The organism is [Clostridium] scindens ATCC 35704, from assembly GCF_004295125.1.
In the GTDB taxonomy this organism is placed as follows: Bacteria; Bacillota; Clostridia; order Lachnospirales; family Lachnospiraceae; genus Clostridium_AP; species Clostridium_AP scindens.
In genome coordinates, this window is record NZ_CP036170.1 from 854185 (window position 1) to 871083 (window position 16899).

Annotated in this window: 15 protein-coding genes and 1 riboswitch; all 15 genes read right to left on the reverse strand. The window is 49.3% G+C overall.

The window, feature by feature from the left end; genetic code table 11:
• Nucleotides 1-6: 6 nt before the first annotated feature.
• Entirely contained in the window at nt 7-2100 is a 2094-nt protein-coding gene (argF, locus tag HDCHBGLK_RS19955) for an ornithine carbamoyltransferase (RefSeq protein WP_004606507.1), read from the reverse strand.
• Nucleotides 2101-2120: 20 nt separating this feature from the next.
• Nucleotides 2121-3062 carry an SPFH domain-containing protein gene (locus tag HDCHBGLK_RS04455; RefSeq protein WP_004606508.1) on the reverse strand — a complete coding sequence of 314 codons (942 nt, stop codon included), beginning with the start codon at nt 3060-3062 and terminating at the stop codon, nt 2121-2123.
• On the reverse strand, nt 3056-3499 hold the full coding sequence (locus tag HDCHBGLK_RS04460; RefSeq protein ID WP_004606509.1) for an NfeD family protein: 444 nt from the start codon (nt 3497-3499) through the stop codon (nt 3056-3058). The genes HDCHBGLK_RS04455 and HDCHBGLK_RS04460 overlap by 7 nt, the downstream gene beginning before the upstream one ends.
• Nucleotides 3500-3574: 75 nt before the next feature.
• Nucleotides 3575-4366: a TrmH family RNA methyltransferase gene (locus HDCHBGLK_RS04465; protein WP_004606510.1), complete on the reverse strand. Its 792-nt coding sequence runs from the start codon at nt 4364-4366 to the stop codon at nt 3575-3577.
• Nucleotides 4367-4381: 15 nt separating this feature from the next.
• A complete protein-coding gene (locus HDCHBGLK_RS04470) occupies nt 4382-5023 on the reverse strand; it encodes a potassium channel family protein (protein WP_004606511.1) in 642 nt (213 codons plus the stop codon).
• Nucleotides 5024-5037: 14 nt separating this feature from the next.
• Complete coding sequence (locus HDCHBGLK_RS04475) at nt 5038-6417, reverse strand: TrkH family potassium uptake protein (protein WP_004606512.1); 1380 nt, start codon at nt 6415-6417, stop codon at nt 5038-5040.
• A gap of 210 nt (nt 6418-6627) precedes the next feature.
• Nucleotides 6628-7317 carry a response regulator transcription factor gene (locus tag HDCHBGLK_RS04480; RefSeq protein WP_004606513.1) on the reverse strand — a complete coding sequence of 230 codons (690 nt, stop codon included), beginning with the start codon at nt 7315-7317 and terminating at the stop codon, nt 6628-6630.
• A complete protein-coding gene (locus tag HDCHBGLK_RS04485; protein ID WP_004606514.1) occupies nt 7314-8807 on the reverse strand; it encodes a HAMP domain-containing sensor histidine kinase in 1494 nt (497 codons plus the stop codon). The genes HDCHBGLK_RS04480 and HDCHBGLK_RS04485 overlap by 4 nt, the downstream gene beginning before the upstream one ends.
• Nucleotides 8808-8886: 79 nt before the next feature.
• Nucleotides 8887-10074, reverse strand: coding sequence for a methionine adenosyltransferase (gene metK, locus HDCHBGLK_RS04490; protein WP_004606515.1), 1188 nt, complete (start codon nt 10072-10074; stop codon nt 8887-8889).
• A 162-nt stretch (nt 10075-10236) separates the two neighbouring features.
• Nucleotides 10237-10336, reverse strand: a riboswitch (SAM riboswitch).
• A gap of 103 nt (nt 10337-10439) precedes the next feature.
• Nucleotides 10440-11663 (reverse strand): MFS transporter, encoded by a 1224-nt coding sequence (locus HDCHBGLK_RS04495; protein ID WP_009248305.1) that lies wholly within the window; start codon nt 11661-11663, stop codon nt 10440-10442.
• A gap of 80 nt (nt 11664-11743) precedes the next feature.
• Entirely contained in the window at nt 11744-13036 is a 1293-nt protein-coding gene (locus HDCHBGLK_RS04500; RefSeq protein ID WP_004606517.1) for a UDP-N-acetylglucosamine 1-carboxyvinyltransferase, read from the reverse strand.
• 144 nt (nt 13037-13180) lie between these two features.
• On the reverse strand, nt 13181-13678 hold the full coding sequence (locus tag HDCHBGLK_RS04505) for a shikimate kinase (protein WP_009248306.1): 498 nt from the start codon (nt 13676-13678) through the stop codon (nt 13181-13183).
• Nucleotides 13679-13804: 126 nt separating this feature from the next.
• Nucleotides 13805-14161, reverse strand: a complete 357-nt coding sequence (locus HDCHBGLK_RS04510; protein WP_004606519.1) for a hypothetical protein — start codon at nt 14159-14161, stop codon at nt 13805-13807.
• A gap of 219 nt (nt 14162-14380) precedes the next feature.
• A complete protein-coding gene (locus tag HDCHBGLK_RS04515) occupies nt 14381-15040 on the reverse strand; it encodes a V-type ATP synthase subunit D (RefSeq protein ID WP_004606521.1) in 660 nt (219 codons plus the stop codon).
• A 484-nt stretch (nt 15041-15524) separates the two neighbouring features.
• Nucleotides 15525-16898: a V-type ATP synthase subunit B gene (locus HDCHBGLK_RS04520; RefSeq protein ID WP_004606523.1), complete on the reverse strand. Its 1374-nt coding sequence runs from the start codon at nt 16896-16898 to the stop codon at nt 15525-15527.
• Nucleotide 16899 lies beyond the last annotated feature (1 nt).

Consider the following 16899-nt stretch of genomic DNA (forward strand, 5'->3'; position numbering starts at 1 on the left):
ATGAATCTATCTTTCTCCTAATGTCGCAACCATGACTGCCTTGATGGTATGCATCCGGTTTTCTGCCTCATCGAATACTTTGGACTGGGCAGATTCAAACACTTCATCCGTCACTTCCATATCGCTGATGCCATACTTTTCTTCAATTTCCTTGCCAATCCTTGTCTTAAGGTCATGGAATGCCGGCAGGCAGTGCAGGAAGATCGCGTCTTCCCCTGCATTCTCCATCACCTTCTTCGTCACCTTATAAGGGGACAGTTCCCGGATTCTCTCTTCCCATACCTCGTCCGGCTCTCCCATGGATACCCACACGTCCGTGTAGATTACGTCAGCATTCTTGGTCCCCTCATCAACATCTTCAGTAAGAGTGACCGTGCCGCCGCTTTCCCTCGCATACCCTTTGCAAGTCTCTACTAACTCTTCATTTGGAAAATATGCCTTTGTCGTGCATGCAACGAAGTGCATTCCCATCTTGGCGCAGGCAATCATCAGGGAATTACCCATGTTGTATCTCGCATCTCCCATATATACCAGTTTGATTCCCTCTAATCTTCCAAAATGCTCACGGATTGTCAGAAGGTCAGCCAGCATCTGCGTAGGATGATACTCGTTGGTAAGCCCGTTCCATACCGGAACGCCTGCATATTTGGCAAGAGCCTCCACAATCCCCTGGCCGTATCCACGGTACTCTATGCCATCGAACATTCTTCCCAGCACGCGGGCCGTATCCTCGATGCTCTCCTTCTTTCCGATCTGGGAACCGCTGGGATCCAGATAGGTAGTCCCCATTCCCATGTCATGGGCTGCTATTTCGAAAGAGCAGCGTGTTCTGGTACTGGTCTTTTCGAAGATCAGCGCAACATTCATGCCTCTATAATGGTCAACTAATACTCCGTTCTTCTTCTTTTCCTTAAGGTCCGCAGCCAGATCAAGAAGATATGTAATCTCTTCCGGCGTAAAATCCTTCAGCGTCAAAAAGTTTCTTCCTTTTAAGTCCATTTTCCGTCCCTCTCTTACTCCTATTAATACATGCACGAACCTGGGAAGGTTCATCTGATCTCGTAAAGTTTCGTATTTCTTATATACAATATCATATAATTGGTCCACTGTGTATATCTGATATTTGGGAATATGCAATATTTTTGCAGCAGCCTCCAGCATTCCCATAAAAAGTTCCTTATCTGAGAAGCCCAAAGACAGTTTCAGCACAAATCCGATCTCCGCTTTTTCGATCTCCCTGATGCCTCTGAGCAGTTCCTCGTAGTATTCATCTTCATGGGTCTGCTCCAGATAATAGATAAATCCTTCCAGCCCATACAGCATCCTTTTGGCATCAAAATATCCGATTCGAAGATTCTGGCGGCTTCGTTTTCCAGAAAATTCTATGATGCTGCCAAGCTTGACACGGGGAGTGATTTCGTATTTTACCCCATTCTCAGGCATCTTGACCCGTGGCTCCCTTCCGGGCCCGTAGATCCGAATCTCAATGACATTTTCGTATCCCCTGCCCACGAGGGAACTTAAGGGTACATTATTAATAACGCCTCCATCGATATATTTCTTTCCGTGGAGACGTTCATTTTTAAATCCGATGAGATATGCGCTGGCCAGCAGGAAATCCTCCAGAAGCCCCTCTGGAATATCCTCCACGCTCAAGTCCAGTTCCCTGAAATCAGACAATGAGAATGTCAGCAGGCAGAATTCCTTGCCGCTCTTCCTTATGGCATCTTCGTCAATCACTTCGTGGATCAGGTTCCGAAGCGGGGTAATATCGATCCCGCCGTCTTTCATTTTTTTCCAGCCTTCGTTCAGAAACTCCTTGATCGTAGTCTGCTTGTGAAACAGGCGCTCCATCCATTCATCATCCACATCCATGACCGTGGAAAATGTCATCTTACTCCAGATATCTTCTGCCTTATCTACGTCTCCCATGCAAACGAGGGCGCCATTTAATGCGCCCACGCTGGTTCCTGCCACTGCATTGATCTTTACTCCGGCTTCCACAAGCGCTTTCCACGCGCCTATCTGGTAAGCGCCCCTGGCTCCCCCGCCGTCAAATACAAGGCCATATTCTTTTGACATGTCAATGATGGGCTTCATAAGTCCCACACCCTTTCATGCTAGTTCGGATTGTCGTCTTTTGCTCCAACTTCCGTCAAGGATTTTACCAGTCCCGCCATTCCCTGTATCTCTGATGGAATGATGATCTTAGTAGCCTTTCCGTCAGCTGCTTTCTCAAATGCTTCCAGGCTCTTGATGGTAAGGACTGCCTGATCCGCTCCCGCATCCTTCAGGAATCGGATACCATCCGCATTCGCCTGCTGTACCTTCATGATTGCCTCAGCCTCGCCTTCCGCCTCGCGGATCATAGCTTCTTTCTTCGCTTCCGCGCGAAGGATGGCTGCCTGCTTCTCAGCCTCTGCATCCAGGATCGCGGACTCTTTGTGTCCTTCCGCCACAAGGATGGTAGACTTCTTCTCGCCTTCAGCGCGCAAGATTGCCTCACGACGCTCACGCTCAGCCTTCATCTGCTTCTCCATCGCATCCTGGATGGCTGCCGGCGGGATGATGTTCTTAAGTTCTACACGGTTTACCTTGATGCCCCATGGATCTGTGGCAACATCAAGGGATGCCCTCATCTTCGTGTTGATCGTCTCTCTGGATGTCAGCGTCTGATCCAGTTCCAGGTCGCCGATGATATTACGCAGGGTAGTTGCCGTCAGGTTCTCAATTGCCATGATCGGATTGGCAACTCCATAGCAGAACATCTTCGGGTCTGTGATCTGGTAGAATACTACCGTGTCAATTCTCATAGTTACATTATCCTTCGTAATAACCGGCTGCGGCGCAAAGTCCACGACCTGCTCCTTTAAATCAACCTTCCTTGCCACACGGTCAAAGATCGGCAGTTTAAAATGAAGCCCTGTCCCCCAAGTTGCCTGGTAAGCTCCAAGCCTCTCAATAACCAGCGCCTGCGCCTGTCTGACGATCCTGATACAAGAGATCAGTACCAAAATAACAATGATCAATACAACAATTCCAATTACTCCTAATCCTAACATCCCTTCTCCTCTCTGGCTCTCACTATTAGTTTTACGCCTTGAATCCCTTCAATAACTACAACTGTATTCTTTGCAATCTTGCCGTCCAGGTCATCCGTCTTTGCCGACCATTCCTGACCGTTGACTTCAACCCGTCCTTTTGATTGAAGCGTATCTATATCTTCCAATACCAACGCCTGCTGCCCGATCAGGCTTTCCGCATTCGTCTTCTGCCTCTCCTGGTTAAAAAACTTCACTGCAATCGGCCTTGTGGCAATCAGCAGCACCAGTGACACTACAATAAAGACAATTACCTGTACCACCATGCCAAACCCCAGGATGCCTGTGATAAATGCCACCAGGGCTCCGCCTGCAAACCAGATGGTTGTAAGCCCCATTGTAAAGATCTCTATCACCAGCAGTATTACAAATAATATCAACCAATATACTGTCTGCATAAGCCTTCCTCTCTTTTCTTAATTAGTATAGTATTCCTTTTCTACCATATTACTATACTTTAAGTTATAAAGCAATTACATATGTCTTCTTTGCCGTGCCGCTTCAAACATCAGAACCGACGAGGCGATGGCCGCATTCAGAGACTCTACCCGGCCTTTCATCGGAATCTTTATATAGGTATCCGCCTGCTGCGCGATTTCCTCATCCAGCCCGTTTCCTTCATTGCCTATCAAGAACGCGCAAGGCTTCGTATAATCAGCCTCGTCATAATCCTGCCTGCCATTTAGATGCGCGGCGTAGATGCAGATCCCTTTATCCTTCAGACGTCCGATATCCTTCTTCAAATCCTGCGAATAATAGAAAGGCATCCGGTAAATGGATCCCATGGTAGAGCGGATGGTCTTCGGATTGTAGATATCCACGCATTCCTGATCCAGCAGGATTCCCGTCACGCCTGCGCCCTCCGCCGTGCGCAGTATGGTTCCCAGATTCCCTGGATCCTGCAGCCGGTTCAGCACAATCAAATGCGCCGCCCTGCCTGCCGCCGCTTCTTCCAGTCTATAGTCCAGCTGCTTGACCACGCACAGGATTCCCTGAGGAGTCTTCGTATCCGACACATAGCCAAAAACCGTATCCGACAGGATCTCCAGATACGCGCCGCTGCCTTTTAGTGCCTCATCCGTCATGCGCCTCTCCTTTTTATAGAATGATTCCGAAGCATAAACTTCTTTTAGCAGCATTTTCGGTGTTTCACGAAACATCCGAATTCCCTCCACAAGAAATACGCCTTCTTCATCCCTTAATTTTCTCTTTCTTTTCAGGTTTGCCAAATGCTTGACTTTGGCGTTCGCGGTACTGGTAATCATTGCTGCCCTTCCTTTCTATAACTGTTCCAGCGCGTCGTTGGAGCCAACCAGGATCAGAACCATTCCTGCTTCCAGAGGTTTTAATGGATCCGGGTTCACTTCCACGTCCTCATCCACTTTGATCCCCACTACATTCACGTCATGGGATCGCCTGACATCCAGTTCCTGCAAGGACTTCCCTACCCAGTCTTTTGGTACGGCAATCTCCATGATGCTGTATTCAGACGACAAGGCAATCCAGTCCACAAAATTTGCCGACACCAGATTCTTAGCCGTTCGTATCCCCATCTCCTTTTCCGGGAAAATGACTGCGTCCGCGCCAATCCTTTCCAATATGGTGGCATGCAGCTTATTCTTTGCCTTTGCCATCACATAGGGCACTCCCATCTCCTTGGACACCAGGGTAGCCATAACGCTGGCTTCCATATCATCCGCCACCGCCACGATGACGCCGTCCAGATTCCTGGCGCCCATAGTGCGGATGACATCCGGGTCTCCAATATCTGCTTTCATAGCATAGGATACCGAGTCGGAAATCTCCTGAACCCTCTCCATATGATTATCTACTGCCACGACTTCGCATCCCAGCCGCTGCAGAGTCACTGCTATACTTTCTCCAAAGCTTCCAAGGCCAAATACCGCATATTGCTTCTTCATTCAATCTTCCTCCATTATCCAACCATAATCCGTTCATCCGGCAATTCTCTAATCTTGTCTCTGTAATTCGGCTTCCCCGCGAATACCAGGGCCAGCGTCAGCGGGCCAATTCTTCCTACATACATAAGCGCCATAATGACCGCCTGGCTTCCCCGGGCCAGGCTAGGCGTCAGGTCTGCCGTAAGCCCCACCGTACCTATGGCCGACGCCGTCTCATACATCACATTGATCAGCGGCACGCTGGCGGGCTCTATGATCAAGACAGTCACCGTGCCGGTAATAAATACCAGGAACGCCAGCATGGCCACCGCGAATCCCGTCCGGAAGTTTTCCATGGTGATCTTCCTTCCGAAGCACTCCGTATCCTTGCCGCCCCGCACGAATGTAATGCAAGCCATTACCAGCATGGCGATCGTCGTCGTCTTGACCCCTCCGGCCGTACCGCCGGGGGAGCCTCCTATGAACATCAGGATGCAGTCAAGCAGCTTGCTCTCCTGCGTCAGCCCTGACTGGGATACCGTGAAGAATCCCGCCGTCCTAGTAGTCACCGACTGGAACATGGATGCCATAACCTTCTTTCCGAAACTAAAGTCTCCCATAGTCTCTGGATTATGGTACTCCAGCAGAAATGTCGCAATCGTCCCAATTGCAAGAAGAATCAGGGTAGTCACGATTGCCAGTTTTGAGTGAAGCCTGAGTCTGGTAAACCACCACTTTTTCGGTACCTCATGCCTGGATATCCGTTTTCCATTGGTGATCACGTCATGCCACACTGAGAAGCCGATGCCGCTTAGAATAATCAGCAACATTGTCGTAATATTGATCAGCGGATTTCCGGCATAGTCTGCAAGACTGTTGGCGCCCAATATATCAATTCCCGCATTACAGAAAGCGGACACGGCATGGAAGATTGAATAGCAAATTCCCCGTACCAGCCCGAATTCCGGCACGAACTGAAACGCATATAGAAAGGCTCCGGCCCCTTCCACCAGGAACGTGCCGGTAATCACCCGCTTCACCATGCCCACCATGCCTCCGAGGGAGTCCATGTTGTAGGTCTCCTGTATCACCACCCGTTCCCTTACGGTAATCTGCCTGCGAAGAATCAGAAAAAATACGGTGGCGCACGCAATTACGCCCAGTCCGCCTATCTGGATCAGAAATAGTAATATAACCTTGCCAAATACGGTAAACTGTGCCGCCGGCGTTATGGTGACAAGGCCCGTCACGCAGACTGCGGAAGTCGCCGTAAATAGCGAATCCATAAAAGCAATGGGCTGCTGGTTGGATATCGGAAGCCATAGGAGTACTGCGCCAACAAATATGACTCCCAGGAATCCAAATACCAATATCCGCATCGTATTCCATCTGATATTCTGCTTTTTCTGCTGCATAACCTTATCTCCTTTGGCGCCGATTCGCCTGATTCCTTAGACTTTGCGTACTATGATAGCACATTCATATGGTTATTTCTAGTGGTCCTTATCCAGTTTCCTGCCGCCCCAGGAAACAGGCACAGGAACAGCACTGCAAAAGGCACAGGCCGAAACGACCCGTGCCTTCCATATACAATCTGTCGGAATATCCGAAATATATGTTCCGTCCTATACCTTGAACCTGTATCCAACTCCCCATATCGTCTCAATATACTGAGGGTTGGAGGTATCCATCTCAACCTTCTCCCGAATCTTCTTGATGTGTACTGTAACCGTGGCGATATCCCCGATAGACTCCATGTCCCATATCTCCCGGAACAGTTCTTCCTTTGTATACACATGGTTCGGATGGCTGGCAAGAAAGGTAAGCAGATCGAATTCCTTCGTGGTAAATGTCCTTTCTTCTTCATTCACCCACACCCTCCTGGCTGTGGTATCAATCTTAAGGCCGCGGATCTCAATCACCTTGTTGGCCTCCACCGCGCTTCCTGTCAGGCGGTCATACCGTGCCAGATGGGCCTTCACCCGGGCCACCAGCTCGCTGGGGCTGAATGGCTTGGTCATATAGTCGTCCGCCCCAAGCCCAAGGCCACGGATCTTGTCAATGTCATCCTTCTTGGCAGACACCATGATAATGGGCGTATTCTTTTTATCCCTGATCTGCCTGCAGATCTCGAATCCATCAATCCCGGGAAGCATAAGATCCAGGATGAACATGTCAAACTCCTCGCCCAGCGCCTTCTTAAGGCCCGTCTCGCCGTCATTGGCAACCTCCACCTTGAATCCGCTCAGTTCCAGATAATCTTTTTCCAGATCTGCAATCGCCTCTTCGTCCTCAACTATCAATATCTTACTCATGAAATCGGCACCTCCTGATATTTTCTTAAGACAAAATACATGGTCGTTCCAGTTTCCTCCCTGCTGGTTGCCCATATCTTGCCGCCATGCTCTTCTATAATCTTCTTGACGATGGAAAGCCCTATGCCGCTTCCTCCTTTGGAAGAATTCCGTGAAGCATCCGTCCGGTAGAACCTGTCAAATATATTGGGCAGGTCCTTGGCCGCGATCCCTTTTCCATTGTCCTCCAGTTCCACCTGTATGAAGTCTCCTACGTCCTTCACCCGGAGATTAATCTTCCCTTTCGGCTTATCCATATACTTCAGGGAATTATTTACAATATTGTGGATGACCCTCTTAATCTGCTCCGCATCTGCGATTACCTTGACGCTGCCTTCCACGTAATTGAAGTACCCAAACTCCACATTCTTTGACTCCAGCTCTATGGAAAGATCTTCCACGCAGTCATCGAAATAGGCATTTACCGACAACGTATTAAAGTTATAAGGAATCCTGTTGGTGTCAATCTTAGTGTAAAGAGTCAACTCATTGATCAGCGTATCCATCTCATTGGCTTTATTATAAATGGTACGGATATATCTTTCCATCTTTTCCGGCGTATCCGCCACCCCGTCCATGATTCCCTCCGCATAGCCTTTGATTGCCGTCACCGGTGTCTTCAGGTCATGGGAGATGTTGCTGATCAGTTCCTTATTCTCCCGGTCGAATTTGATTTTTTCTTCTGCATTATCCTTCAGCCTGCAGCGCATCTGTTCCAGATCCCGGCACAGGCTTCCCAACTCGTCTTCGGATTCTGCCTCCAGTTCAAAGTCCAGATTCCCGTCCCGGATATTCTTAGCCGCTACCTGCATCTTCCCCAGCGGCCGCATGATCGCCCGGTAAATCCAGAATATCAGCAAAGCCGCCGTAAGAATCAGCACAATGATGATTCCAAATACCATATCCACAAAGAATTCCTCCACTTCCGGAATCATGTTGCTCACATCCGTGACAATAAAGGCACTCCCCTCCTGCCCATCCGAATAGTGGAAATCTACCTGTTTAATCAGCGCCTGGGCTTCTCCCCCCAGATAGATCCCGTTTTCCGAGGTATTCTCCGATTCCCCATAGTCTGGGAGCTGTCCGATCACATGGTTTGCCTCATCCATATCCGTTCCCACATAGATAATGGTGCCTTCCTTGCGAACCAGCAAGTATGCCTTCTTCTCCTCCAGCTTCTGGTTGAATTCCTCCAGGCAGGTGGCGTCCTCCATCTTGCGCGGATTCTTCTTTGCCATCTTGGCCAGTTCATGGTATGGCTTCTCCGTAAGCCTTGACATTACAAGGACAGAATTGGAGAAACTCTTTACCGTGGTTCCCGAGATCTCATACGTCTTTTCTATAGCACTGATCTGATACCGTCCCAGCAAGCAAACCATCGTGACGGTCAGAACTATTGGAATTAAAATAAGCGTCAAAAAAGCGATGCTTAATCTTGTCTTTAACTTCATTCGTTCATGCCCTCCAGGAAAAGTATAGCATGAAAAAGGGCGCTTCACATCAAAGCGCCCATAAACTTTTCTAAAATTTTTATAAATACTTCTTCAGTACTTCCACCTTGTCAAGCTTCTCCCACGGAAGGTCGATGTCCGTGCGGCCGAAATGGCCATAGGCCGCCGTCTGCTTATACAGCGGACGTCTCAGATCCAGCATCTTGATGATGCCTGCCGGACGCAGGTCAAAGTTCTCGCGGATGATCTCTACCAGTTTCTCATCGTCAATTCTGCCGGTTCCAAAGGTGTCTACCATGATAGAGGTCGGATGTGCCACGCCAATGGCATAGGACAGCTGGATCTCGCATTTCTTGGCAATCCCTGCCGCTACGATATTCTTAGCAACATACCGGGCCGCATAGGCTGCGGAACGGTCTACCTTCGTGCAGTCTTTGCCGGAGAATGCTCCGCCTCCATGGCGGGCCATTCCGCCATAGGTGTCTACGATGATCTTGCGGCCTGTAAGGCCGCTGTCGCCATGAGGCCCGCCGATCACAAATCGGCCTGTGGGATTGATGAAGAACTTCGTATCCCCGTCAATCATCCCCCGTGGAATAACCGCTTCGAAAACATGTTTCTTAATGTCTTCATGAATCTGCTCCTGACTGATATCCGGGTCATGCTGGGTTGACAGCACCACCGCATCCAGGCGTCTTGGAACGCCTGCCTCGTCGTATTCCACCGTCACCTGGGTCTTGCCGTCTGGCCTTAAATAGGGAAGCGTTCCGTTCTTCCTGACTTCCGTAAGTTTTCTGGCCAGCTTGTGAGCCAGGGCAATCGGGTATGGCATCAGTTCCGGGGTTTCATCCGTGGCGTAGCCGAACATCATTCCCTGATCTCCTGCGCCGATTGCCTCGATCTCTTGTTCAGACATTTTATTTTCCTTTGCTTCCAACGCCCTGTCAACGCCCATGGCAATATCCGAGGACTGCTCGTCGATTGCCGTGATCACGCCGCAGGTATCTGCGTCAAATCCAAACTTCCCTCTTGTGTAGCCAATCTCCCTTACCGTATCCCTGACGATCTTCTGGATATCTACGTAAGCGTTGGTGGTAATCTCTCCCATAACAAGTACAAGGCCCGTGGTGGTGCATGTCTCGCATGCCACGCGGCTCATGGGATCCTGCTCCATAAGCGCATCCAGGATCGCATCGGATATCTGGTCGCACATCTTGTCCGGGTGGCCTTCTGTTACTGATTCTGACGTAAATAAAAGTTTTTCCATAACATTCTCTCCTTTTCTACTAAAAGGGACTTGCCCTTTCGCACACTTTCTCCCTGGATGGATTTATTCCAGGCTTGCGGCGCTCAAGAGACATGCGACGCAAGGCCTACTCCAAAAAACAGCCCGCATAAAGCGGACTGTTTATATCATCATAAACCAATCCTCTTATTGTTCGATTACTCGCTCAGGTTGGCACCTTCCACGCGCCGGGGGTTGCCGCAGCTTCATAGATCCTTTGTATCTCCACTGCTCTGAATAAGAGAAAGTTTGCAATATTTAATTAATGGTTCTATGTACGAATAAGACTTTACACTCTTTTCCCCTAATTGTCAACATACACCTTATGGAATTTGTATCATGTCTTGTTAAAAGTACCTGGTTCCCCACAATCCTGCCGCACATGCGATCCCCGCGATGAGAAATGAAGTATTAAGCCCTGCAATGTCCAGCAGATACGGACACAGGATGGATGCCAGCCCATAGCCCAGCATGACTGCCCCAAAGTTCATGCCCTGATACTTCATGCCAAAATGCTCCGATACCAGCACCGGAAATACGCTGACCACGCCTCCATACACCAGGCATACTATGGAAATCAACAGGATGAACAAGCCGCCTCTGGCGGCAATAAGCCCCACCATGGATACCATAGCCAGCACATACATGACCCGGATCACCGCCTTGCGCCCGGTCTGATCCGACAGCCAGGGCATAGCAAACCTCCCAATGATATTGGCAAAGGATGCGATCATGACGCCCGCCAGCGCCTGTGCGCTGGTAAGCCCTCTCTTCATTCCCAGGGACTTCATCAGAGGATTGACCAGTACGTATGCTGGAACCGCCAGAGCCATGGTGATGGCAATGGCATAGAACGCCTTGGTATGCATCATTTCCCGGGTCGTAAACTGCCTCTGGATTGCCGCCTCTATGCTTTCATCCGGCTTTGCGCTTCCATCTGTCCTTATCACTCCCTCTGGCTTTGTGCTCCCATCTGTCAGCACGCCGCCCTGGCTTGCCAGTTCTTCCGGAGCTTCCTCGATGAAGAAGGCGCCCAGGCAGAGAACCGCATAGACTGCCGTCACCACCAGCATGGCAGTCCGGTACCCATATCCCGCCAGTATGGAATCGCACAATGGATTCATCAGTACCCCTGAGATTCCTATGACTCCTACCGTAATTCCTGTGACCAGCCCCCGCTTGTCCGGAAACCAGCCCTGGGGCACCGCCACCAGCATGCTGAACGCGCAGCCTGATCCCAGGCCTCCTAAGGCGCCATATCCCAGCGATATAACCCAAGGCATATGACTAGGCGCCACCGCGGCCAGAAAAAATCCTAGGCACATGACAAGGCTTCCTGCAAGTATCGTCTTTTTCGCCCCTACCTTATGCTGCAAGAACCCTCCCAGCATGTTTCCCAGAGCAAATATACCGATAATGATCGTGAACGGCTGGCTGGAAGCGGCCAGGGAAAGACCATATTCTTTCCTCACATAGGGCTGGAATACCGTCCATATGTAAGGATTGCCATGCACAAAGTTCACGATGGAAGCAATCGCCAGTATTGCGTACCTGTTCTTAATCTTCTTCATCCTCGCACCTCTCCCTTTCCCCGGCATAAAACATCGTAATATAAAACTAGGATGGAATTTTTCAACTCCATCCTGCCTGACTAGCTAACTTTTAATTTGAACTTCTGGATATCTTTCTCCGTCTCCACCTTCTCGATGATTCCTCCGATACCCCTAAGCTTATCTTCAAATCTTTCATATCCTCTCTGGATATATACGATATCATCTACGATCGTGATTCCATCCGTGGCAAGGCCAGCAATGCAGAGCGCAGCTCCTGCCCTCAAGTCCGGCGCGCTCACTCTTGCTCCCGTGAACTTCTTCACGCCTTCAATCGTTGCCGAGTTGCCCTCGATCTTGACGTTGGCTCCCATTCTAGCCAGCTCATCCAGATACTTGAACCGGTTCTCGAAGATGCTCTCCGTGATCGTACTTGTCCCCTGGCACAGAGCCAGCGTCACCCCGATCTGGGGCTGCATGTCTGTCGGGAATCCCGGATAAGGCAGCGTCTTCACATGCGTGCTGGTCAAGTCTCCTTTGGAAACCACGCGGACAGCATCATCGAACTCTTCCACTTCGCATCCGATCTCCACCAGTTTTGCAATGGTCGCCTCCAGATGCTTCGGAATTACATTTAAGACGGTTACATCTCCCTTTGTGGCCGCTGCCGCGAACATGAATGTCCCGGCCTCGATCTGGTCCGGAATTACGGAATACTCCGTACTGTGCAGGCGCTGCACGCCGCGAATCTTGATCACGTCTGTCCCGGCGCCCCTGATATTGGCTCCCATGCTGTTCAGGAAGTTGGCAACATCTACTACATGCGGCTCTTTTGCCACATTTTCCATGATGGTCAGTCCATCTGCCATCGTTGCAGCCATCATGACATTGATGGTAGCTCCAACGCTTACCACGTCAAAATATATATGCTTGCCCACCAGACGGTCTGCTTCGGCCATAATCTTTCCATACTCAATGTCCACATCCGCGCCCAGAGCACGGAACCCCTTGATATGCTGATCTATAGGCCTGCTGCCAATATTGCATCCGCCCGGAAGCGCAACTTCCGCCCTCTTATACTTTCCAAGCAGGGCGCCCAGGAGATAATAGGATGCGCGGATCTTCTTGATATAGTCGTATTCTATGTTAACATCGTTAATGCCTTTACCATTAATCTTTACGGTATGACGGTCAACCCGGTGTACATTCGCGCCGATGCCTGATATGGCATCCAGCAGTACATTGATATCGTTAACGTCCGGAAGGTTATCAACCAGTACTGTCTCATCTGTCATAATTGCTGCGGCAAGAATCGCCAGTGCGGCATTCTTTGCTCCGCCTATTTCTACTTCTCCTACCAGCGGATGGCCGCCTTTTATAATATACTGTTCCATACTGCACCTCAAATTTACTATCTATTCACTCTCATCTATCCATTTTTTTCTATTCGCATTCTTCGATATTATACCATAGAATTTGAATTTGTAAAACATTTTTTACAATTATGTAATTTATCCGTAATATTTTCCAGGATTTTACTATTGACCGAGAGTCTCCAGAACCTTCTGGATCGTATCTTCCAACCTTAATCCGTCTTCACAGACGGTAATATCCGCATATTTCTCAAAAAGGCGCACTCTTTCATCATACAGCCCCTTCAAAGACTGGCCTTCTTTCAGCACGACGCCTCTGTTTTTTGCATTCTTCAACCTTTTATTTATTGTGTCAAAAGATGCCTGCAAATATACTATTTTACCAATCTCTTTATAATGTTTCATGGCATTTTCGCAATATACTACGCTGCCTCCCGGCGATATTACCGTATGCCACGTATCTACCTTCGCATTTACACGGTCTTCCACTTCCAGAAAACCATCGATTCCCTTTTCCGCAATAATATCTTTCAGCAGTTTTCCTTCTTCTTCCTGAATCAGAATATCTGTATCCACAAACTGGTATCCCAGGCGTTTTGCGATTACGACGCCTATCGTGCTTTTACCCGCTGCTGGCATGCCAATCAATATGATATTATCCATATCCGGCTGTCCTCCCCTAGTGTCTTTGGTGAGTATTTTAACACACAAGAACCTTTTTTGTCTACCCTCCTGCAAATCCAAAAGGAGTCAGACCCTTTTATCCCAAGGTCTGGCCCCTTTCTTTCATTAGTAAAATTTTCTTTTGAAATTCCTGTATTCGCTTCGCCTGTTGCATAATTCCTGATATGCCATCACCTGAATCAGATCCTTCAGCCATTCGCCCGGATTCTCCTCCTCTTGTGCCACTTGGTCATAAATTCTTCTGCACATCAGCCGAAGCTGCAGCTGATCCGGATATTCGTCATACATCATGCTTCCTTCATATTCCAGCCGGTCGCATTCTTCTTCGATATATGGGATCAGACGTTTTGCCGCTGCAGGATAGAGGCTTTTCATGTAATCCAGGTCCCTTCTGGCAATCCTGTCGTCATCATAGAGTAAAGGCATCGGGTAAGCCATGTAGTAAGGCAGTCGATCGTCCATGTACGCACGCTCCTAAGATAAGTATCTATCTTATCATATGCGTTAGGATTCACAATGTTACTTGCCCTACTTTCCTTGCATTCTATTCTTCTTATAATCATATTGGAATTTTTAATTGCTTTTCCTCAGAACTAAAAATCCGGAACCAGGCGAAAATATAAAACAACAAGCATACAGGCGGATGACATACGCCATCCGCCTGTATCTGCCTTTCTTATATCAGGCTCTCTCACTGTAATGATGCGCTTCTTCAAGCATCATATCTTTTACTTTCATCAGACGAATCTGGGAACTTCTCTCGTTCTCATCCAACTTCATCGTAATATACTTGATGTTTTTCTGTGCTTCCGGAATAATAACGTGTTCCAACGCATTTACACGGCGTCTCGTCTTCTCGATTTCAACCGCCATAAGCTGGCACGCTTTTTCCGTCTCCGCAAGTTTCAGCATATCCGGCAGTATATCTGCCAGTGACTTTACGGCACCATCCAGATCGCTGGAAGTAAATGCGAAGCCGTAAGAGTAGATGTCATTGGCGTCCGCCGTCCTGGTCTTCGTCTCAAAGACCGGGATATTGACACTCATGACATTCTTCTTACCTACCTCGAGGTTTACCTCCTGCTTTGGCGCCATTAGCGCTGTATTAAGCGTAGCTTCGTCCATTCCGGCCTTGGCTATGACAAAATTCTTATTTGCAGAGCGGATTCCGGCTTCTACTTTCAGACGCAGTTCCATGTTCTCACGAACCAGATCCAGGAACTGGCGCATCAGTTCGTCACGCTTATCTTTCAAAAGCTTATGGCCTTTGACGGCAGTGACTAATTTTCTTTTTGTCTTGGTCAACTCCATACGGGTAGGAGTCACCTGCGTAGATGCCATCTATCATCCACCTCCTTATTCGCTACATCTCGCTGCGGGCTTGCGCCCTATGCACCTTTACAGAAATCCCCTTTCTCAAGCACGCTTGCTCGGGGATTTCTCTTTCTCCGCTGTCGGACGCCGTGCCAGCTCGATTCCGCTTCGCTACATCTCGCTGCGGGCTCGCGCCCTATGCACCTTTACAGAAATCCCCTTTCTCAAGCAAGCTTGCTCGGGGATTTCTCTTTCTCCGCTGCCGGACGCCGTGCCAGCTCGATTCCGCTTCGCTTCTTCTCGCTGCGGGCTCGCGCCCTATGCACCTTTACAGAAATCCCCTTTCTCAAGCAAGCTTGCACGGGGATTTCTCTTTCTCCGCTGTCGGACGCCGTGCCAGCTCGATTCCGCTTCGCTTCTTCTCGCTGCGGGCTCGCGCCCTATGCACCTTTACAGAAATCCCCTTTCTCAAGCAAGCTTGCACGGGGATTTCTGTAAATCTGCGCACGGCTTACTGCTTACCATAATATAAATCTAAGAATTTGTCGTCGATTCGTTTTAATTCGGCTCTTGGCAGCATGGAGAGGAGCTTCCAGCCGATTTCCAGCGTCTCTTCGATGGAGCGATCGGTGTTGTAGCCTTGCGATACATACTCCTTCTCGAATGCATCGGCAAACTTCGCATAGAGAAGGTCAATCTCTGTCAAGGCGGCCTCGCCTAAGATGGTCATAAGTTCTTTCGCGTCCTTGCCTCGCGCATATGCGGCGAAGAGCTGGTTGAGCGTATTGGAGTGGTCAGCCCTTGTCTTACCTTCGCCGATACCTTTATCTTTCAGACGGGAAAGGGAAGGCAGTACGTCGATCGGCGGCTGAACGCCTTTTCTGTACAGGTCACGGCTTAAGATGATCTGTCCCTCTGTAATGTATCCCGTCAGGTCAGGGATCGGATGAGTCTTGTCATCCTCAGGCATGGTAAGGATCGGGATCATGGTAATACTTCCCTTCTTGCCTTTCTGACGTCCCGCTCTCTCATAGAGGGACGCAAGATCCGTGTACATATATCCAGGATAGCCACGACGTCCGGGAACTTCTTTACGCGCGGCAGATACTTCACGGAGGGCATCTGCATAGTTGGTGATATCAGTCAGAATAACCAATACATGCATATCCTTCTCGAATGCCAGATATTCTGCTGCCGTCAGCGCCATACGAGGCGTGGAAATACGCTCGATAGCCGGGTCATTTGCCAGGTTGATAAATAATACGGTCCTGTCAATAGCTCCTGTTTCTTTAAATGATTCAACGAAGAAGTTGGATTCCTCGAAGGTAATACCCATAGCCGCGAATACAACGGCGAAGTTCTCGTCTGTTCCGCGAACCTTGGCCTGTCTCGCAATCTGCGCTGCCAGATTGGCATGCGGAAGACCGGACGCGGAGAAGATCGGAAGTTTCTGTCCACGTACCAGCGTATTTAGTCCGTCGATAGCGGATACGCCTGTCTGGATGAACTCCTCAGGGTAACTTCTGGCTGCCGGGTTCATAGGCAGTCCATTAATATCTCTTCTTTCCTCAGGCAGAATCTCCGGGCCGTCATCGATCGGGCGGCCCAGGCCGTCGAATACACGGCCCAGCATGTCGCCGGATACTCCCAGTTCCATGCTTCGTCCAAGGAAACGCACTTTACTGTTGCTTAAGTTGATACCGGTAGCACTCTCGAATAACTGAACCAGAGCATCACTTCCGTTGATCTCCAGAACCTTGCAGCGGCGTCTCTCTCCGCTGGCAAGCTCGATCTCTCCTAATTCATCATAAGATACGTTTTCTACTCCGCGCACCAGCATCAGAGGGCCGGCAACTTCTTGTATGGTTCTATATTCTTTTGGCATA